The 19,832-nt window shown below is 53.0% G+C and carries 22 protein-coding genes and 1 pseudogene; 17 read left to right on the forward strand and 6 right to left on the reverse strand.

What is annotated here, in order from left to right:
* Positions 1-33: 33 nt before the first annotated feature.
* Positions 34-441 (reverse strand): cytochrome c, encoded by a 408-nt coding sequence (locus MED193_RS05980; RefSeq protein WP_009808767.1) that lies wholly within the window; start codon positions 439-441, stop codon positions 34-36.
* Between the two features lie 251 nt (positions 442-692).
* Between MED193_RS05980 and MED193_RS05985 the strand changes: the two genes are divergently transcribed.
* The gene (locus MED193_RS05985; protein ID WP_009808768.1) at positions 693-1,127 is read left to right on the forward strand and encodes a DMT family transporter; all 435 of its coding nucleotides are present in this window, start codon (positions 693-695) and stop codon (positions 1,125-1,127) included.
* A 41-nt stretch (positions 1,128-1,168) separates the two neighbouring features.
* On the opposite strand, the gene MED193_RS05990 is transcribed toward MED193_RS05985, so the two are convergent.
* The 4 genes from MED193_RS05990 to MED193_RS22880 all read right to left on the reverse strand — a co-directional run bounded on the left by MED193_RS05990 (position 1,169) and on the right by MED193_RS22880 (position 4,086).
* Positions 1,169-1,789: a DUF6869 domain-containing protein gene (locus MED193_RS05990; protein ID WP_157041289.1), complete on the reverse strand. Its 621-nt coding sequence runs from the start codon at positions 1,787-1,789 to the stop codon at positions 1,169-1,171.
* 113 nt (positions 1,790-1,902) lie between these two features.
* The gene (locus MED193_RS05995; RefSeq protein WP_009808770.1) at positions 1,903-2,586 is read right to left on the reverse strand and encodes an ABC transporter ATP-binding protein; all 684 of its coding nucleotides are present in this window, start codon (positions 2,584-2,586) and stop codon (positions 1,903-1,905) included.
* A complete protein-coding gene (locus MED193_RS06000) occupies positions 2,579-3,865 on the reverse strand; it encodes a lipoprotein-releasing ABC transporter permease subunit (RefSeq protein ID WP_009808771.1) in 1,287 nt (428 codons plus the stop codon). Before MED193_RS06000 ends, MED193_RS05995 begins: the two co-directional genes overlap by 8 nt.
* A 53-nt stretch (positions 3,866-3,918) precedes the next feature.
* Positions 3,919-4,086, reverse strand: coding sequence for a hypothetical protein (locus tag MED193_RS22880; protein ID WP_009808772.1), 168 nt, complete (start codon positions 4,084-4,086; stop codon positions 3,919-3,921).
* Positions 4,087-4,205: 119 nt separating this feature from the next.
* Here MED193_RS22880 and MED193_RS06005 point away from each other — a divergent pair, with 119 nt between their 5' ends.
* From MED193_RS06005 to MED193_RS06030, 5 genes and pseudogenes are all read left to right on the forward strand, one after another.
* Entirely contained in the window at positions 4,206-5,315 is a 1,110-nt protein-coding gene (locus MED193_RS06005) for an NADH:flavin oxidoreductase (protein WP_009808773.1), read from the forward strand.
* Positions 5,316-5,417: 102 nt separating this feature from the next.
* Positions 5,418-5,866 (forward strand): annotated as a pseudogene (locus MED193_RS06010) (transposase); the annotation flags it as partial.
* A gap of 539 nt (positions 5,867-6,405) precedes the next feature.
* A complete protein-coding gene (locus MED193_RS06020; protein WP_009808777.1) occupies positions 6,406-7,299 on the forward strand; it encodes a phage integrase N-terminal domain-containing protein in 894 nt (297 codons plus the stop codon).
* Positions 7,300-7,496: 197 nt separating this feature from the next.
* Positions 7,497-7,685, forward strand: coding sequence for an AlpA family transcriptional regulator (locus MED193_RS06025; RefSeq protein ID WP_039966700.1), 189 nt, complete (start codon positions 7,497-7,499; stop codon positions 7,683-7,685).
* Positions 7,686-8,098: 413 nt separating this feature from the next.
* Entirely contained in the window at positions 8,099-8,848 is a 750-nt protein-coding gene (locus MED193_RS06030) for a hypothetical protein (protein ID WP_009808780.1), read from the forward strand.
* A gap of 309 nt (positions 8,849-9,157) precedes the next feature.
* On the opposite strand, the gene MED193_RS22260 is transcribed toward MED193_RS06030, so the two are convergent.
* Complete coding sequence (locus MED193_RS22260) at positions 9,158-10,285, reverse strand: hypothetical protein (RefSeq protein ID WP_157041291.1); 1,128 nt, start codon at positions 10,283-10,285, stop codon at positions 9,158-9,160.
* Between the two features lie 684 nt (positions 10,286-10,969).
* Here MED193_RS22260 and MED193_RS06040 point away from each other — a divergent pair.
* The 11 genes from MED193_RS06040 (at position 10,970) to MED193_RS06090 (ending at position 19,820) form a co-directional block, all read left to right on the forward strand.
* On the forward strand, positions 10,970-12,073 hold the full coding sequence (locus MED193_RS06040; protein WP_009808785.1) for a site-specific integrase: 1,104 nt from the start codon (positions 10,970-10,972) through the stop codon (positions 12,071-12,073).
* A gap of 35 nt (positions 12,074-12,108) precedes the next feature.
* Positions 12,109-12,885, forward strand: a complete 777-nt coding sequence (locus tag MED193_RS06045; protein ID WP_009808786.1) for a hypothetical protein — start codon at positions 12,109-12,111, stop codon at positions 12,883-12,885.
* A 39-nt stretch (positions 12,886-12,924) separates the two neighbouring features.
* Positions 12,925-13,140 (forward strand): helix-turn-helix domain-containing protein, encoded by a 216-nt coding sequence (locus MED193_RS06050; RefSeq protein WP_009808787.1) that lies wholly within the window; start codon positions 12,925-12,927, stop codon positions 13,138-13,140.
* A gap of 11 nt (positions 13,141-13,151) precedes the next feature.
* The gene (locus tag MED193_RS06055; RefSeq protein WP_009808788.1) at positions 13,152-13,940 is read left to right on the forward strand and encodes a hypothetical protein; all 789 of its coding nucleotides are present in this window, start codon (positions 13,152-13,154) and stop codon (positions 13,938-13,940) included.
* Positions 13,940-14,401 (forward strand): MobC family plasmid mobilization relaxosome protein, encoded by a 462-nt coding sequence (locus MED193_RS23220; RefSeq protein WP_254655433.1) that lies wholly within the window; start codon positions 13,940-13,942, stop codon positions 14,399-14,401. Before MED193_RS06055 ends, MED193_RS23220 begins: the two co-directional genes overlap by 1 nt.
* Positions 14,398-15,948 carry a relaxase/mobilization nuclease domain-containing protein gene (locus MED193_RS06065; protein ID WP_009808790.1) on the forward strand — a complete coding sequence of 517 codons (1,551 nt, stop codon included), beginning with the start codon at positions 14,398-14,400 and terminating at the stop codon, positions 15,946-15,948. The genes MED193_RS23220 and MED193_RS06065 overlap by 4 nt, the downstream gene beginning before the upstream one ends.
* On the forward strand, positions 15,914-16,252 hold the full coding sequence (locus MED193_RS06070) for a hypothetical protein (RefSeq protein ID WP_254655434.1): 339 nt from the start codon (positions 15,914-15,916) through the stop codon (positions 16,250-16,252). Before MED193_RS06065 ends, MED193_RS06070 begins: the two co-directional genes overlap by 35 nt.
* Before the next feature lie 186 nt (positions 16,253-16,438).
* Positions 16,439-16,633 (forward strand): helix-turn-helix domain-containing protein, encoded by a 195-nt coding sequence (locus tag MED193_RS06075; RefSeq protein ID WP_009808793.1) that lies wholly within the window; start codon positions 16,439-16,441, stop codon positions 16,631-16,633.
* A complete protein-coding gene (locus tag MED193_RS06080) occupies positions 16,630-18,174 on the forward strand; it encodes a type I restriction-modification system subunit M (protein WP_009808794.1) in 1,545 nt (514 codons plus the stop codon). The genes MED193_RS06075 and MED193_RS06080 overlap by 4 nt, the downstream gene beginning before the upstream one ends.
* Positions 18,171-19,358: a restriction endonuclease subunit S gene (locus tag MED193_RS06085; RefSeq protein ID WP_009808795.1), complete on the forward strand. Its 1,188-nt coding sequence runs from the start codon at positions 18,171-18,173 to the stop codon at positions 19,356-19,358. Before MED193_RS06080 ends, MED193_RS06085 begins: the two co-directional genes overlap by 4 nt.
* Entirely contained in the window at positions 19,359-19,820 is a 462-nt protein-coding gene (locus MED193_RS06090) for an Anticodon nuclease PrrC (RefSeq protein WP_009808796.1), read from the forward strand.
* The last annotated feature ends 12 nt before the right edge of the window (positions 19,821-19,832 follow it).

Consider the following 19,832-nt stretch of genomic DNA (forward strand, 5'->3'; position numbering starts at 1 on the left):
GGCTGAGCCGTGGAACTCCTGCCTGTGGTGCGTTCAGCGCTGTATGTCTTCCAGATAGGCCAACAGCGCAGCCAAAGGGCGCGGCGTTGGAGTAAAGATCCCATCCACTTCAACGGGAACAAGATCGCCTTCAAGCAGGGCACCGAATTCTGGCATTTGCTCCGCCCCGACCCGGCCGCGGCCGTACCCGTCGATCTGTGACAGCACCGCAGCGCGTGGGAACGCCCCCCGGTTGCGGGTCGTAATTTGCCGTAGATCCGGCGCGCCAACAGAGAGCTCGCCTGCAGAGGGATCTGCATTCGCACCATGGCAAACAGAGCAGTTTTGGTTGAACAGCGCGGCTCCCTCGGAGGGCTCAGGCATATCAACATCCGCAGGAGTGCAGTTTGACTGGACAAGCAAGAGCGCCGTCAGGCCCATGGTCACAACTGTGCGTTTCATCAATCTGCTTCCTGTTCTTGGTGGCGACAATTGGTCTGCGCTCCTCTCGACCTTCATCAAAAGGTGCCTGCCAAACGAAAGTTCCGGGCAGGGTTGCATATAAGCATCAATTTGAATTGGGTACGACAAGAAATTCAAAAAATAGCTTATCAGTTCCGAGGATTAGCTCTTGTGGCAGTCGCCACTTCCGGCCCAAAGTCGCACGAAACCTCTTGTCCCTAACTGGGGCACATCATAATGGCGGAGATCTCATGCTGCACTACGCACTTATTATGCTGGCCGCGGGGCTTGGCATTCCAGTTCTGGCGGCTTTGAATGCCGCATTGGGTCAGCATATCGGCTCTCCCGCAGCCGCCGGCGTCGTGCTTTTTGCCGTCGCCTTTGTCGCCGCCCTCGCCTACTGCCTGATCAAAGGGCCAAGTGCGCTGTTGCTGTTGCCGCAAGCGCCAAAGCATCTGTTCCTGGCAGGCCTCTTGGTGGCCTTTTATGTGTTGTCGATCACCCATGTTGCACCACATTTCGGCGTCGGCAACGCAGTCTTTTTTGTGCTGCTGGGGCAGTTGGTCAGCGCCGCCGCCATCGACCATTTTGGCCTCTTTGGTGCCCAGGCCTCGCCACTGACATTGATGCGCGCCACCGGAATTTCGGTGATGGCGCTGGGCGTCTGGATCACCCAGCTAGCATAATTTCACCCCAGCTGGGTATTGCCCCCGGTTCATGCCGACAGCTAGGTGCGCTTTGCCCGCTGCCACTCACCGGCCTCATCGCGAGAAAAGAACCCCTTCTTGTCTGCATTCTGGCGATCATCTTCGCTCAGTCGCTCTGCCCCGTATTCCACACCAAGCTCGAGCGGAATCATATTGGGAAGTGGATCAGGCTCCTGAGCCTGGATTTCTCTCAACTGGACCCAAACTTCATCGCTCATACGATGTCGCCAAACGCCGGTCAGCATGCGCCGAAACCGCAGGTCCAACCGGGCCTGTGCCTGATAATGGGGGATCATTGAACCGTGATGCGCCAATTGGTGCTCGGCGAGCTCACAGGCAATCATATGAAGGTGATCATCAGAGCAGGCCTCTGTCATCGCATCAAGCATGAAGTTCCAAAGTCCATGGGGGTGGGCCCAGAAACAGATGGTGACCACCCACTGCCCAATACCCCCTTTGGCAGCCCACCCGCTTAGATGCTGGCAGGCCTCCTGCAACACCTCTTGGGACACAGGCATTTCATGGACATATGCAAATGCCCTAAGACGTTCTTCGATGTTCTTATTGTCAGCAGGACGGGTTTCTGCTTCCAGCCAGTATTTCGCTAGGAGCCGTTGAAACGAAACTGATGTTTGAGTCAAAAATTTCCGTGGCTATCACCACGTTGTCTGAAGGGCGTTTCAATCTACGCCGGGGCTGTAAGTACCCTCACACAAAGCCAATCATCAACCTATGTCAAGATTGATAACTACTTTCACAACTTGACCAGCCTGCCCTGCTCCAGCTTGACCCGGCGGTCCATCCGGGCGGCCAGCTCGTGGTTATGGGTGGCCACCAGCGCCGACAGGCCGGTACCGGCCACCAAATCCATCAACGCGGCAAAGACCTGATCCGAGGTTCCCGGGTCCAGATTTCCGGTGGGTTCATCTGCCAACAACACGCGGGGGCTATTCGCCAGCGCCCGGCAAAAGGCGACCCGCTGCTGTTCACCACCTGACAAAGCCGCAGGGCGATGCCCGGCGCGGTCAGCCAAGCCAACCAGGGTCAAAAGCTCCTCGGCGCGGGCCTCCGCCCCCGACTGCAATACGCCATTGGCAAGTTGAGGCAGGACAATGTTTTCCAACGCAGTGAACTCAGGCAAAAGGTGGTGGAACTGGTAAACAAACCCAACATCCTGACGCCGCAGACTGGTGCGCATCCCGTCGCCCTTACCACTGACGTCTTGCCCCGCCACCAGAACAGAGCCGTTATCCGGCACATCCAGCAACCCAGCGATATGCAATAGGGTGGATTTTCCTGCCCCCGAAGGCGCCACCAGCGCCACCATCTCCCCGGCATTCAAGGTCAGATCTATGCCGCGCAGCACATCTATCTGGTTCGCGCGCCCCTGATTGTAGGATTTGGTCACGGACTTCAGTTCTAATACAGCCTCACTCATAACGCAGCGCCTCCACCGGGTTCAGCCGCGCGGCACGCCGGGCGGGGAAAATTGTCACCACAAAGGAAAGCCCCAGCGACAGCCCAACGGCTGACAGAACATCCGGCAGGTTCAACTCAGCCGGCAGCGCATAGATCCCCCGGATCGAGGGGTCCCAGACGCCGCCGCCCATCACAAAGTTCACAAAGGAAAAGATCGGATCAATATAGGTGGCAAAGAGACAGCCCAGAACCACGCCAAACAGCGTGCCCAAGACGCCAGTAAAGGCACCGCAGATGAAAAAGACCCGCATCACCGATCCCTCGCTCAGCCCGATTGTGCGTAAGATACCAATATCGCGACCTTTGTTTTTCACCAGCATGATCAGGCCGGAAACGATATTCATCGTCGCAATCAGCACCAGGATCGACAGGATGATGAACATCACATTGTCCTCGACCTCCAGCGCGCGCAAAAAACCACCCGAGGCATCGCGCCAGGTCCAGACACCGACGGCGCCCCCGGCCGCGCGCAAAAGCGGCAGAACCTTCAGGTCCACCCCTTCTGGGTCTTCGATCATCACCTCGATCTCATCCGCAACGCCTTCGCGGTTAAAAAAGCTCTGAGCCTCACCAAAGGGCATGTAAAGGCGGGTCCGGTCGATGTCATAGCGCCCGGCAGTAAAGATGTAGACCACCTCATAGGCTTTGACTCTGGGGCTGGTGCCAAAGGGGGTTTTGACGCCATTGGGCGAAATCAGCTTGATGCGATCGCCAACGCTGACCCCCAGCTCTCGCGCCACGCCGGAGCCAATGGCAACGCCCTCTTGGAAAAGGTCCAGATCGCCGATGGCACCATCACTTTGTGCCACGCCTGGGATCGTCATGATGCCAGCCTTGGCAATGCCAAAGACCTCAACACCGGCGTTTCGCTGGCGTGCATTGGCCATGACCTGCCCCTTGACCAGCGGCGCCGCGCGGATCACGCCGGGCACCTGGGCCACGCGGGCCGCCATCTCGTCAAAATCTTTGATGTAGCGCTCAAAATGACCAGCCTCGTTCAGCTCCCCATGGGCGTAGAGCGTCACATGGGCGTTAGCGCCCAGAATGGTGCCGACGAACTCTGAACGAAACCCCGAGCGCACCGCCAGCGTGGCAATGAGCGCAAATACCGCCAGCGTAATGCCGATGAGGCTGATCCAGGTCATAACAGACACGCCGCCCTCGGCCCGTCGCGCCCGCAGGTATCGCCAGGCAATCATCCATTCAAATCGCGCAAACGGCGGGGGGGTGCTGGCCATGATGGCTCCTGCTCACAGTTTTTTCGCCAAACTGGGCTTTCCAGCGCGCAGGGTCAAGCCACCGGACGCTTTGGCAGCTCTGTGACGCGCCCTACCCGCACCGGATCAGCAAAAGACCGCTGCCCAGCCTTGGCCCGGCTCACCTGCGCTGCCACGCCCGACATATTTTGGGGAACCCCGCCACAAGTGACCCAGCAGGTTTGCACAAAACGCTGGGTCATTCGCGGTTTGACCTCAAGTAAAACCTTTCTCGATCCCGGGGACTGCTATTTGATGCAGCATCAAGACTGTGGCGCTCAACGCCAGCCCACCCCGATATTGAACAAAAAAGGATGCCCCAATGGACCGTGCCGAGACCCTGTTTACCCCTGTCGACCTAGGCAAACTCAGCGTCAAGAACCGAATTGCAATGGCGCCGATGACCCGGACTTATTCGCCAGGAAACATCCCTAACGAGGCTGTGGTATCCTACTATCAGCGCCGTGCAGAAGGAGGCGTTGGGCTGATCATCACCGAAGGTACCTTTGTCAACCACGAGGCCGCCAGCGGCTATCCGAATGTCCCCGCATTTTATGGCAAGGAGGCGCTTGCAGGATGGAAAAAGGTCGTCGATGCGGTTCATGCCGCTGGGGGTAAGATTGCACCACAACTGTGGCATGTCGGGGCTATTCGTCGCCCCGGTATCATGCCAGGCGGCGACACACCCGGTCACAGCCCAAGCGGTATGGCCAAGCCGGGCAAGGTGACGGGTCATGCCATGACGCAGGACGACATCGACAATGTCGTGGCTGCCTTTGCCCAGGCCGCTGCCGACGCCAAGGAAATCGGCTTTGACGCGATAGAGCTGCATGGCGCCCATGGTTATCTGATCGACCAGTTTTTCTGGGAAGGCACCAACCAGCGCACCGACGGTTATGGCGGAGATCTGGCACAACGCTCTCGCTTTGCACTGGAAATCGTCCGCGCCGTCCGCGCCGCCGTCGGCGACGACTTCCCGATTATCTTCCGTTTCTCCCAATGGAAGCAGCAGGACTATTCTGTGCGGCTTTGTGAGACACCCGAGGCCCTGCAGGCTTTCCTCACGCCATTGGCAGAGGCTGGGGTTGATATCTTCCACTGTTCCACCCGCCGCTTTTGGGAACCGGAGTTTGAAGGGAGCGATTTGAACCTGGCAGGCTGGGCGCGCAAACTGACTGGCAAGCCCACAATCACCGTCGGCAGCGTCGGACTGAATGCCGATTTCCTGCCCGAAGATGGCACCGCAGATTTCAAAGCAGCTGAACCCGCCAGCCTGGACCGTCTGATTGAGCGGGCTGAGCGCAATGAGTTCGACCTTGTGGCCGTGGGCCGTGCCCTGATTGCCAATCCCGACTGGGCCAACCAGGTGGCGGAGGGCCAAACTGAAGGGCTGGTCGCCTTTGAGAAAAAAATGCTGCACGAGCTGCGCTGAGGTAAACTCAGCCTCCAGGCACCCTCATTGGGTTACCAACCAGCGCATCCTTTGGTTGGTAATGCCAGAACTGAGCCTCCCCAACTGGACTGGTCCACCGCTATGTTTAGAAGACGGAGGACCAAGAATGGCAATCAAGCGACCGAAGCCCGAAGCCCGAAGCCCGAAGAGATTGTCTCGAAGTTACGACAGGTTGAAGTTTTGATGGGGCAAGGCATGCCCCGCCTGGATGCGATCAGACAGATCGGTGTCGTTGAGTAAACCTATTATCGCTGGCGCAAGCAATATGGGGCAATGGGCGTGGATCAATTGAAGGAACTGAAGCGGCTCCAGAGGGAGAATGACCGTCTGAGGCGAGCTGTGTCGGATCTGACCTTGGACAAGCTGATCCTGACTGAGGCCGCAAAGGGAAACTACTAAGCCCCGCTCGTCGTCGCGCCTGCATCGATCATGTGCGCAGCCAGTTCAAAGTGTCTGAGCGCAGGGCCTGCCGCGTGCTGGGACAACACCGTTCCACACAAAGGCACATCCCGAGAGGCCGTGTCGATGAAGATCGTTTGTACCCCGATGGCCAACGGCCATGCACGGCAACGCCGTCACTCCAAGCAACGCGGGAGTGACGGCGCTTGGTTTGCCATGCTCACCAGCGTTCTTGAGAGAAAATGACGAGTGACGGGCAAATGACAGCCCAAACTGAGAAGATCCCCCCATCATTTTTGATCATTTCATCGAAAGAGTTGAGCGCGTCCATTATGATCGCGACCGAACCAGAAAAAAGGGCAAAGCCCTCTTTTCTCGAACCATCATACGCATTTCAAAAGGAGACACTGCATGATCACTGATCATCTTAAACCGCCGTGAGCGGTCTATTCACGAATATTCGGAAGACACACCGAAACCGCTGCACATCGCAGCACACAACCTGAAATCCCGCCTAAGGGCGTATTTCCGCCCATTGGGGCAACAGACATGAACGCCAAGGGCGCATATCTGTCTGGGCCAATTCCCGCTGTTGCGGACCGTCCAGCCTGAGGGCTGCCGGTTGGCCATCAACACTAAACAATAATTGAAACAACAGAAAGAAAAGGAGATGGATAATCTCACTATGGACTTGGTGCATCTCACCAAGCGTAACCGTGATGGTAGTTCTGGGACGCAGAAGAACCGCCAACGGGGGCTGACCGCGATGGCGGCAGAACTGAAGCACCTGGGCTACACGCTGAAAACAGCCCGCTCGATCAAGCCAAAGCATATCAACGCCCTGGTTGAACACTGGCGGGATACGGGGCTTACCAAAGCCACTATTCGCAACCGCATGAGCTGGCTTAGATGGTGGGCACAAAAGGTGGACAAGATCTCGATCCTGGACAAGGACAACGCCACATATGAGTTGAACGACGACCGAACAGAGCGCACCAATATCGCGTTTAGTCTGCATCCAGATCAATTGAATGCGCTGACAGATCGGCATGTTCAAGCGGCTGTTATGCTACAAGCTGCTTTTGGTCTTCGCCGGCAAGAGGCCATGAAGATCATCCCGAAAGACGCGATCAAGGCTGACAGCCTGAAACTCAAAGGAAGTTGGACCAAAGGCGGGCGTCCGCGCACTATTCCGATCACGTCACAGCATCAACGTGTGGTGTTGTTGGCTATTCGTCAGATCGTTGAGGATGGCAGTCTGGTCCCAACAGAACGCAGCTATGCCCAGCACATGCGAATTTATGAACGCCAAGTGCACAAGGCGGGCATCGCCCGCGCTCACGGCCTGCGTCACAAATACGCGCAAGCTCGTTGTGAAAAGCTTACAGGCATGAAGTGCCCCATCAACGGCGGTCCTGATCGCTCTTTAATGTCAGAGGATCAATACGAACTGGATCGCCAAGCTCGCCAAAGGATCTCCAAAGAGCTGGGTCACAACCGAATTGAAATCACAGATGTCTATCTGGGGCGTCTGCAACAGGGAGGTGCCGTGTCATGTTCGTGAGCTTGTTCATCATTCTAGGAGAAGTGATCTGGCTGATTGCGATTGGGCTTCAATCCGTCCTGCATGGGCTGGCCGTGCTGATCAATAAGCTGATCCGATGAAGGGGCTATCATCTATAGGTTGCATTTTGTATGAAGGAACTACCCTGGGGCTTTCCTTGGGGCATCGCGATGCTCCTCACCATGAGGAGTATTGTGATGAAAATGTTGAGCAGACGGCAGGTGACTGAACTGGTTCTGCACTCACCGCAACACGTTGCACGTTTGGAAGCGGCAGGCCGTCTCCCTGTAAGGGTAAAGCTGGGCCACAACCGCGTGGGGTGGGTTGAGGATGAAGTCTTGGACTGGCTTCAACAGCGCATCAATGTCCGCAATCAACAACACTAACTCTCCTTGGCGAGAGCGAGGGCTGGCCGAGAGGCCAGTCCTCTTTTTTAACTGATGCGCGGGACGGACGAGGCGATAAACTATTACCAACCCCAGGCTGGCCTGGGGCTAATATGACGCGAACAGCCCGTAGCGAACCTTCAGCACTAGACCAGCATATGGCGGCGCGGCCCGCCATTATGGCCATTCGTACAGGTCGCGGCATTTTTTCCTGCTGAAATGTTAGATTTTCGGACTTTGTTAACGTTCGAAATACTCCGCCGCTTGTAGTCCCGTGAGACGACAGAACCCTTTCTTCCATTTTGAACTGAGATTAGTGTTACTATCTTACGGTACATAATTACAAATTAGATTGGATATTTCGCTAAATTGATTTATGGAACCCACAGACTTTCGACACGGAACTTAAAGATATGCTAACAAAGAATTCCACGTTGATTTTTAACTATTTTGATGAGGGTCGGCGCTTGATGAGGGAACACCTAGAAAGCGATCCGTATGAGAGCCTCAAGCAGAACGTTTATTCGGCGTCTTTTTTATCGCTACTCGAACACACATTGACGCCGATGATGAGTGAGCGGCGTATTAGAGTGTGGCATTATACCCATCTCTTAAATGACGAGATTGCATCGATGCAAAGAAGGCTGGTTCCCTCTTCACTAATCGGACTCGAGCAGCGGCTTGAATCACTAATAAATAGAAGGGTAATTTCAAAACAAGAAGCACAGATCATATACGATCAGAGTCCATTTCACCAACAAGGGGGCTTACGGTCCAATCGGGTCTACACAACTACGGTTCCTTTTTCACCGGAGTATCCGGGCGTTGTACCTCTTCTGCAGAGCTGGGGCGGAGAGTCGGCCTATTTTTGGCTGTCCGACGAAGTTATTGCAGCGAAATTGAAAACTATCGGGACGCCACGTATTGTGGAAATCGAAACGGCACTAGAGGATGAGATGAACGCGTATTCTTCCGCGAGGACGGCCACCGAAGCATGGGCTAGAACTCTCGACGTAGCCGTGGAAGTTTTGAGTAGTGATCTTGCAATCATTGATTGCTTGGATACAGCCAAAGTTCTGCGTGTACATACAGCGGGCGATGGTGTTTTCGAAAAATTAGCTGCAAGTTACCCATCTGAATATAAGTCACAATTCACCAATTGATGCCCAGACATTGATATTCATGTTGGGCTCTGATCTGCCTTGAGGTGGTGCAGCGAGTGTTTCCCCTTCTTTTAAGTCTTTTGGTTTGGCCTTTGTACCATTTTGTAGAAAATTAGCTATGCGAACTTAGATATACTCACGTTAGAGCGGAAAAACTCGGGTGTTGAGCAAAGCCCTGCGGCAAGGTCTTTTTGTGATAGAGGCAGGCCGCAGTCTGGTAGGCTTGTATGAAGGGAGGGCTGACTTGACCTGGATTATACATCAATTTCAGAAAGAAAAACGCGAAATCAACCTGGACTGAGGTTGTCCTCAAAATACCAAGAAGGCAAGTATAAGCGCAAGAACTATAAAGCTAATAATTGTGGAGAAAGGTCCACCACCTTCAGGTTGAGGGGGTTTTCCTTGCTCTAGTCTCTTAAAAATATGTCTTACTCTCGACTGCCAATTTTCAGGAAGTTCAAAATTTATTGTTCTGCTAATGGTCAGTGGTTCTTTGGAGCCAGATTCTTCATGCCTTATTGCTTCTTCCAGGGCGTCATTCAGAGTTTTTGGGATGCTGGCCAACTTTAATGCTTGCGAACCAAGCTGACCAGCAGCAACCGATTTGCATTCTTCGTACTCATCTGAGACAATCGTAGATCTCACGCGCTCTTCGTGCGCAACAATCTGATCTAGCCAGTGAGACAATAGTTGGCAGGTGTGATGGATTTCCTCAATGTTACCTTCTTCTCCGCGATCACCCCAGCTTGAACTTAACCGGTCAAGCAGCTTTGAAGCTGGTTCTACCATCGCTAACATTTCTCGAATTCGTTGATCTAACCATGCTAGTAAGTCGTCGTCAGAAATGTGCTCGCCAACCGTATTGTACATTCCATCTTCAAGGTCTCTTAGTTTTCGAAAACTTGATTTGGTAAGGTATTGAAACAGTTCAGCCGTCAAGCGATATTCCCATCCTTGAGGCTTGTCGCGAACAATGCGTTTTATGATGGCTGGGTATTCTGCAAATTCATCAATAGCATTATCATCAATCTCTGCTTGAATGCGATCACTTTCGCTGCCGAGTTCCTTTAAAGTGATTTCCTCCCGCTTCTCTCTCCACGCATATAAAAGTTCAGTGGAGTATAGGCTTTCATCGGCGTCAACTTTACGATGGCAATTTCGGCACAGCCAAATACCATTAGTAATCGCAGACCGCGCAAGGTTTGTTTGCGTGCCATCGTATCGAGGAGCGCTAGGGCGAGCCCCTGAAATATGAGCGGCCTCTCCAATGATGGTAGCTTTTTCGGAAGAGGAGTTTGGTCCAACCGTGCTCACACCGCAATCAATATTTGAACATCGATAGCCAGCTCTTTTTGCTAACGTGTCTACAGTTTTCTTTGGAAAATCTGGGCTCATAGATGACGTCTTTTTGAACTTTTTCTTTACAGCTATTGACAAGTTTCCTTCTTCATTGATCAGGAAACAAACCCGGCATCCAGCGTCCAGCAAGAGATGCAGAAAAAACGAGCCTGAGTGGCGCACGTGTGCTGTCAGATGCAATGGCTCCTGTTTCAATCAGAGCGCCGGTCACTCTTCGGGCCGCACGGTCGCTGACACCTAGTATGCCGGGAATGTTGGATCTAGGAACAGTACCATTGTAGAGCAGTTCCCGTAGGACTAGGTCAGATTTTGACGGAAGTCTGCCCAAGCGCATTTCTTCTTCAGCCCACATTAATATGCGTTCTCGTAGAGCATCTGGTTTCATGAGTGTCGCCATGAAATCCACTTGGTCGATGCACACCCCAAGGAAAAACTCTACAAATGAGGCGAGAGCGCTTTCGCTAAGTGTACCCCTATTGCTCTTTTCTGAACATAGGTACTCGCTTCGAAACTCAGCGATTTACGAGACTAAAAAGAGACTAAATCCGCTGTTGGGCTTGCTCATTTCCTCATAAGTGCTTGATTTTGTTTGGAGGCGAGTACCGGAATCGAACCGGTGTACACGGATTTGCAATTCTTAAAATCTTGTTTCCTGTGGGTTCCTGCGCTTTCAAAATCGTTTGAAACCATTGACTTATGAATTTTCAGGAATCAGGGTGAAGTCGTGTCTACAACTAAAAACGCCACCAAACCGCCACCAAAATGCAAGCAAAACTCACAGAAACATATATCACCAAACTGAAGCACAAATCAGAACGGTATGATGTTCGCGACACGGTCGAGCGGGGCTTAGTGCTACGCGTCGGCAAGAAATTCGGCGCGAAACATTGGCATACGTTTGTTTATCGCGGATCAAAACGCCGAATGGTTCGCTTGGGATTATTCCCGCATATGTCGGTGCGTGATGCACGCATGGCAGCCATCCAAGCCAAAGCGAATGCGAACGCTCCTTGGACACCTGAGCACATCAAAACGGTGGCTGATCTGTTCGAAGAGTATCGAAAAGCACGAGAGCCAAAAATGCGCGCATGGCGTGACGTTCAATCCGCTTGGGATGTCTGGGGGGAGGAGTTCTTAGGTTATCTGAAATTGACCGATGTTTCGATCCATCATGGGCGTGAACTACGCAATCATGTTTCAAAGAAATCGACTGAGCTGCGCGGGAGTGCCGTAATTAGATACATTCGACCTATGTTTTCATGGGCGGTTGATGAAAGTCTGATCGATGAAAATCCTTGGGCAGGATTGAAGGCTACGGCGATTGCCACACCGCGTGATCGAGTGTTGACGAATGAAGAATGGCAAAAGGTATGGGGTGCCACGTTTAAGGATAACCTCGGGGCGTATTTCAGGTTTCTGATGTTATCGGCGCAGCGCAAAGACAATGTTGCCAGCATGAAATGGGATGAGATTCAGGGCAATCTTTGGACGATCCCCGCTGAAAAATTCAAAGCGACAAAGAAGGAGAGCGCAAAAGCCCACGAGGTGCCGCTGACACCTGCGTTAATGGAGATTTTGGAAAATCAGCCCAAACGAGGGCCGTTTGTGTTTGGGCCAACCGGTTTAAAGCAGCTGCGACTCGGTTCACGTGAAAAGGACCGCTTGGCAAAGAAGGCAGGTGTAGATGACTGGCGGCTTCATGATTTGCGCCGAACCGCTGCAACGAGGATGACGGAGAACAAAATCCCAAGATTCATCGTTGAGCGCGTTCTTGGCCACGCGGACCGAAGCGTTACTGCGGTCTATGATCGGGCAAATTACAGAGAAGAAAAGAGGCAGGCATTAAACGAATTATCGAAAAACTGAACGCAAGAGTTGCACCCGTTCATTGGCTGAATGCTGTGAACTATTTTATTGATCAGAATCTTGGGAGTGATGTGTATTCAAACAGGGGCGACTTTTCTTTTGATGGGCCAGTCGTTGAACCTGAGATGGATGCTTTCGATGCGCAAAATCGAGTTGTGGCCATCGCGGATCACTACACGGCGATCATAAATTCGAGCGAAACTGTTCTTTTCTATCTTTGCTTTGACCTGTCTATCGGAATCGTTAAGCGAAAGACTGGGTATGCGATGGATCCGATTTGGGCCAACGGCGTCTATGAAGCAGCGAAAGTCGATTTCAAAGTGTACACGCGTTTGGCTGAAGTGGTCAGTGAAAACCTCACCTTGAATGTTGCAGTTCCAGCAAAATTGAGAGTTTTCGCTGGCGAGGTAATGTCAGGGATGTTTCCGGTTCCTAACAAACAGGGGCCAGCGATTACACGAGACAAATTGCGCAACTTGGCAATCTTTGAGAGCGTAGATTTCCTATGTGAGAAGTTGGGGATGCAATTTGAATCGGACGCGAAGGAAACGTGCCCGAATGCGACCGCTTTGGTGTCTGACGGTTTTTCCCATGTCGAATATGTGAATAGCAGCTTGGGCAAGCCGACGCCCAGCGTCATCAAGCGCATCTGGAAAAGAGAACACCGCGCGCAAATGCGCTATGAGGTGTCAATGCTGCGATGGCTTGAAAATAAAGAGAAATCAAACAGGTGGTATAAAAAATTCGGATTTATGTTCTGGATGAACAGAAATCTCCAAAATCTAAACACATGCGTTTCCCGGCAACGCTAATCATTCTGAGTGCATGCAGATGAATCACAGGAGTCAGCGATGCATGCAGAAGAAACACAGAATGACGAGTTGCAGGAGTACTACCGCGCCGCAGAGGCCGCCGCCTATCTGAAGATATCCGAAAGCCAACTTTCCAAGTTGCGGATGCAGAAAAACCGCGCACGTGGTCCTAAGTTTGCCAATATCGCAGGTTGCATCCTGTATCGGCGCGTAGATTTGGATGCTTGGATCCTGTCGAAGATCGTTTCTGCATAGCGGGGGCGATCATGGCAGTGAAATACTACGCACAGATCGACTTTGATCTGTTTTCAAACCCAAAATATCGAGCGCTTTCGTCCAATGATATCCGTTACATTTATCTGGCGGCGCATTGTTCGAAACTGAGTAACTACATTGGTCTGTTTCGCTATCCAGTAGATATTTGGAGCTACGATGCGAGTGCCAAGCCGCTAGAGATAGAGGCCGCAATTTCTGAACTTCAGCGTTGCGACCTCATAGAATACGACTTTGAATATCAAACGCTGCGTCTGGTTGGCTGGTTCAGTTCCCTGAATGCCCCGAACAATGGCAACCAAATGAAAGGCCACATCAAGAGCTTTTCGGGTTTGCCAACATGTCCGCCAGAAATGTTTTGTCGTGCCGTGTCCGAGTTCACGGTCTCAAGTTTCAAGCAGGCGTTGTCATGGGAAGACCTAAGCCCGGAACACAAGAAAGTTCACGATGCCTTCAGGACGTTTTTGAAGGCGCAGTTTTTCAAATACGGCGATGACTTCAATCTGATCCTGATGGACGAGATCAACAAACGCGGCAGGGTGACATTTGGCGCGATCCAGTCCTGCTATCAGATGTTGCCGAGCGAAGGGCTGCATAGCGTGCAACCCTTTCGCAAGGGTATCGAAACCCTTTCGAAACAAGAGAAGAAAAAAGAGGAAAAAACAATAAATCAAAAAACCTTAAACGTTTCGCCGCCTCGTAATTCCAGCGTCACAGACAAGCCAAGTTCTTCAGCCCTCAATAGCGAGATCGCCAAACAGGCGCGCAAGGAGCTGATTTGATGTCCGGTTCCCCGCAAAGAGCAAGGTTACCCTCCGATTACATCGGCGGGACTTGTGAGGGGCGGCAAGCCTCCCCTTCAAACCCCAACCCGACGCGCGCAAGCGGCGTCAAAGAGGGCCTTTCCGAGAGCGTGATCTTTCGATGCACACCGTCGGAGAAGGCAGCGCTTGTGGCCAAAGCGCGCGCCGCTGGCCTGCCCAACGCCACGCTGATGCGTGAGGCCTTGGGGCTGGCTGAGGCACGTCGGCGCAAGCCCGTCCCCCGTGTTGACCCGAAGCTGACCTTTGCGATTGCCCGCGTCGGCGGCAACCTCAATCAGCTCTCCCGCTGGATCAACGGAGCGGTCAAATCCGGCCGCGCGAGCCAGATCGATGCGCTCAAGGTCGCGACACAACTGGTGGTCATCGAGCGGCAGATGGCGCAGATCGTGGCGGCACACACAGGCGATAACTGCGAATGATAATCTCGTTCTTCTCCACCGGCACAGGCGGCGGAGCTGCACCCGTCGACTACCTGATCGCACGCGAAGTTCTTGCCTATGACGAGAACCGCAATTTGATCCGCGACGACACCAGCAAACCGCAAACCAAGATCCGCGACCCGTTGCCTGAGGTGCTGCATGGTAACCCCGACCAAACCCGCGACCTGATCGACGCGAGCACCAACAAGTGGAGCTACACGGCGGGCGTCATCAGCTTTGCCGACAGCGATGATCCCAGTCCCGACGCCCAGCAAGAGGCCATTGAGCTATTTGAGGCTCTGGCCTTTGCTGGGCTGGACAGGGACCAATACGATTGTCTCTGGGTGCGCCACTCGCATGAAGGCAACGTCGAGCTGCACTTCTGCACGCCACGCCTTGAGCTCAGCACCGGCAAGGCGTTGAACATCGCACCGCCAGGCCATGAGAGCGCCTTTTCCAGCCTCCGCGATTTGATGAACAAGACGCACGGTTGGGCAGACCCTTTGGACCCAGAACGCGCACGGGAGGTAAGGGCGACGATTGAGGCTCCAACCCGCGCACAGGGGCGCGAGGCGCTGCACGATTGGCTCCTCGATCAGATCAGCGTCGGCACCGTTACTGACCGTGCCAGCATGATCGACGCACTCACTGACGCGGGATTCGACATCCCCCGTGCCAGTAAGAATTACATCACCGCCCAAGACCCCGACACCGGCGAGCGCTGGCGTTTGAAAGGAGAGATTTTCCATGACGACTGGCAAGCCGAACCGCCTCGCCGAGAAATTGAACGCGGACCTGGAGATAGTACGCAGCGACCACGCCGCCTTGATGGCATCTCAGCTGGAGAGCTTCAGGAGCGATTTCAGCAGCATTGCGACCAGCGCGCTGCATACAATCGAGACCGATATCAGGTTCTTTCTCAGCGACAGCAAGAGCGAATTGCAGAGGCGGAGCGAGACGCTCCGGCGCTGGCTGACGATATCGCCTTGGGTGATCGTGGGGCTGATCTTGGCGTGGATCGCCTCGACCGTGGCGGTGAGCTGGCTCTGGATGACCTTTTTGACGCATTCGGAACTGACGGAACTGGGTCTGACACGGATCGAACACGCGGGGCAGATTTGGCTGACGCTGGATCCCGATCAGACCGAAATGAAAACCTGCACGATGGCGGGAACACCGATCATCTGCATCGAAGTCAGGGGGCAGTAAATGACGACGCCACTGACAGCCTTGGAGCGCGATTTGCTCGCCTGCGTCGAGCGATTGGTGACGGCCTGCGAAACCTCAGCGCAGGAATTGCGCGCTTTGGAAGCGCGCTCGACGAACGGGATCGAGAGCAAAGTGAATGGGTTGGCGCATTGCGTGGCGCTGCTGATGAAATCGCATCTCTTGTCGGTCGCCACATTGGCCGACTTGCTGAGAGAGGAGCAGACCTACGAGACGCTTCAAGAGGGCTTAGAGGCCAGTTTGAAATTAGCGAAACACGCCGAGCAACGGCTGAACGAGGCCTGAGTGAACAAGAACGCGGCCATAGCCTCGGCCTTTAAATTGAAAGGAAAATATATGAACTTCCCACATGATCATTTCACCATGTCATTCGGGCAATCCCGTGATTACGGCATTGACTACCGAGAGTTTGAGAAGGTGGCGCGCCTGCCTGAAGGCATCCCGTTGATGGCCATTGCCGGTGTCTGGGGTGACTATAGCAACATACGTTGCTTGTTCCTCGATGAGGATGGCAACGGGTATTGCCGAAATATCAGTGGCAGAGGCGGCGAATACATCATCAGAGAATTGGGTCTGAACGCTAAGGATCTGGCGGTGGGGCAGTTGCTAACCGCTAAAGCTTAGTGTGCGGTGAGGGTAGGACAAATCTAGTAACAGGCAGTCACAGTGAGTGGCTGCCTGTTTTTTTTGTTGTTATGGACAAGCCGCTGCCGCCATCACTGTAGGGGTCCTCGTTCTAAACGTCGTGCTTGCTGGCTACCCATCTTTCCTCTAGTTTCAATCCTAATTCCCAAGGGAGGACATTTTGCAATGCCCAACGTTGATATTTTGACCGTGAAAGAACTCGCTGAGTATCTGAAAATCGCCGAGAAAACGGCATATCGGTTCGCATCAGAGGGTAAGGTTCCGGGCTTCAAGGTAGGGAGCGCGTGGCGGTTTCGCAAAAGCGAAATTGATCGCTGGATCACTGAGCAAGAACAAAAACAAGAAGGGGCAGGAAAATGACAGGCCAACAACAGCGCGACGAACTCCACCGTCAAATCTGGGCTATTGCAAACGATGTGCGCGGGGCCGTTGATGGCTGGGACTTCAAACAGTTTGTTCTGGGTGCATTGTTTTACCGCTTCATCAGTGAGAACTTTGTCAATTATGCCGACGCAGGTGATGACAACGTCAACTATGCAGGTATGTCTGACAGTGAAGTCCCGGATGATTTTGTCATCGAGGCTGTGAAAACCAAGGGATATTTCATCTATCCCAGCCAGTTGTTTTCAAATGTTGTGTCGCAGGCGAATACGAATGACAGTCTGAATACCGATCTTGCCGCCATCTTTGCCGCTATTGAGGGGTCGGCCAACGGATACCCGTCTGAAGAAGACATTTCTGGCCTGTTCGCTGATTTTGACACCACCAGCAACCGCCTTGGCAACACCGTCAAAGACAAAAACGCGCGTCTAGCTGCGGTGCTTAAGGGCGTCGCTGGCTTGCCGTTGACCTTTGATGATAGTCAACGTGACCTGTTCGGCGATGCCTATGAATTTCTGATCAAGAACTACGCGGCCAATGCGGGTAAGTCCGGTGGCGAGTTCTTTACCCCGCCACACGTTTCTAAACTCATTGCTAAGATTGCGATCCACGGTCAGACGACGATCAACAAGATCTTCGATCCTGCTTGCGGTTCCGGCTCTTTGCTGCTGCAGGCCAAATACTTCCTGAAGGATCATGGGGTTGAGGACGGTTACTTCGGGCAGGAAATCAACCACACCACGTACAACCTCGCCCGCATGAATATGTTTTTGCACAACATCAACTATGACAAGTTCAACATCCAACTGGGGAATACGCTGACGGATCCACATTTCGGCGATGATAAGCCCTTTGATGCCATCGTCTCGAACCCGCCCTATTCAATCAAATGGAAGGGCTCTGATGACCCGACCTTGATCAACGATGAACGCTTTGCCCCTGCTGGTGTACTGGCCCCGAAGTCCAAGGCTGACTTTGCCTTTGTGCTGCACGCGCTGAGCTATCTTTCTGCCAAGGGCCGCGCGGCGCTTGTTTGTTTTCCTGGTATTTTCTATCGCGGCGGCGCAGAGCAGAAGATCCGTAAGTATCTAGTGGATAATAACTATGTTGAAGCCGTCATCGCGCTTGCGCCTAACCTGTTTTACGGCACGACGATTGCGGTGAATATTCTGGTGCTGGCCAAGAATAAACAAAACACTGACGTGCAGTTCATTGATGCAACAGGCGAAGACTTCTTTGACAAGAAAACCAACAACAATGAAATGTCTGATGATCATATTGCCGAGGTTATGAGGATCTTCGACAGTAAGGAAAACGAAGCCCACGTTGCCGAAACGGTTGATCAGGTCAAGATCATTGCGCAGGACTACAACCTGTCCGTCAGCGCCTATGTCGAACCCAAGGACACCCGAGTAAAGACCAACATCACAGAGCTGAATGCAGAACTGGTCAAGACTGTTGCTAAGATCGATCAGCTTCGTTCGGAAATCGACGCCATCGTTGCGGAGATCGAGGCATGAGCAACCGGGGCTTTTTGGAAAAGCTACTAGATGGCGCTGTTGTTGAATGGAAGCAGCTTGGCGAACTGACAAATGTGAAAACGGGTCAATCGGTCAACAAGAACAAGATAGCAAGCAATCCCGGGCCTTACGCGGTTATCAATAGCGGGCGCGAGCCTTTGGGCTTCATTGATGAATGGAATACAGACGATGACCCAATCGGCGTCACTACGCGGGGTGCCGGAGTCGGCTCAATCACATGGCAGGAGGGAAAGTACTTTCGAGGAAACCTCAACTACGCTGTCAGTATCAAGTCTGATGCGAAATTAGAAACTCGTTATCTCTATCATCTTTTGCTTGAAAAGCAGGCTGACATTCACGCGCTTTGCACCTTCGATGGTATCCCGGCTTTGAACGCTGGCAAACTCAAAGGCTTGGTGATCCCCATCCCATGCCCTGACGACCCAGAAAAATCGCTGGCGATACAGGCAGAGATTGTTCGGATTTTGGACAGCTTCACCGAGCTGACAGCCGAGCTGACAGCCGAGCTTAAGGCTCGCAAGCAACAATACAACCACTACCGAGATCAGCTTTTGAGTTTCGATGATGGGGATGTGGAATGGAAGACTTTGGGCGATGTGGTCGATTTCCAGAACGCCAAACCGCATGAAAAACTTGTCACACCAGACGGTGACGTCGCACTGTTGACTGCAGGCTATATTTCGACCGATGGCAGGTCAGCACGATTTGTAAAAACGACCGATGTTTTGACACCAGCCTTCAAGAACGACGTTGCAATGGTAATGAGTGATCTTCCCAATGGTCGGGCACTTGCCAAGACGTTTTTCGTTGACGAAGACGGCCGCTATGCAGCCAATCAACGTGTCTGTTTGCTGAGGGTGAAGGACCCAGAGTCTTTCTCTTCAAAGTTCCTCCACTACGTCATGAACCGCAATAAACAACTGCTCAGATACGATAGCGGCTACGATCAAACGCATCTCAAGAAAGACTGGATTCTCGGCGTTAAAGTTCCTGTACCCTCTGCCGAAGAACAAAACCGCATCGTCACCATCCTCGACAAGTTCAACACGCTGACCGCATCGCTCAGCGAGGGCCTGCCGCGTGAAATCAAGTTGCGTCAGCAGCAATACGAATACTACCGCGACCTGCTCTTGAGCTTCCCTAAACCCGAGGAGGCCGCATAGATGCCCGAGCAGGTAGAAGCCCAAGAAAAGCAAGACGACAAGATCAAGGCCGTTGCGGAAGAGCTCGTCAAATCAAACAAAAAAGTGCAGCTGATCTATGCCTTTAACGGTACGGGCAAAACCCGTCTGTCCCGCGCGGTGAAGGATCTGGTCGCCCCCAAGCCTGAGAATGGTGAGGAGGAAGAACCAACACGGCGCAAGATCCTTTACTATAGCGCGTTCACTGAAGACCTGTTCGTTTGGGACAATGATCGTGACAATGACGAAGTTCGAAAAATCGATATCCAGCCGAACTCTTTTACCGATTGGGTCTTGCGTGACCGAGGGCAGGATCAGAACATCATCGCCAATTTCCAGCGCTATACGAGCAGAAGTATCACGCCAAGTTTTCCCCTTAAGTCCAGAGTGGACTTTAGGGATGAAGTGGTCCTGCTTTTTAGGACAGGTTTGCGGCTTGGCTAAGATGCATCTGGT

Origin of the sequence: Roseobacter sp. MED193 (assembly GCF_000152965.1) — a bacterium.
Classification (GTDB): domain Bacteria; phylum Pseudomonadota; class Alphaproteobacteria; order Rhodobacterales; family Rhodobacteraceae; genus Pseudophaeobacter.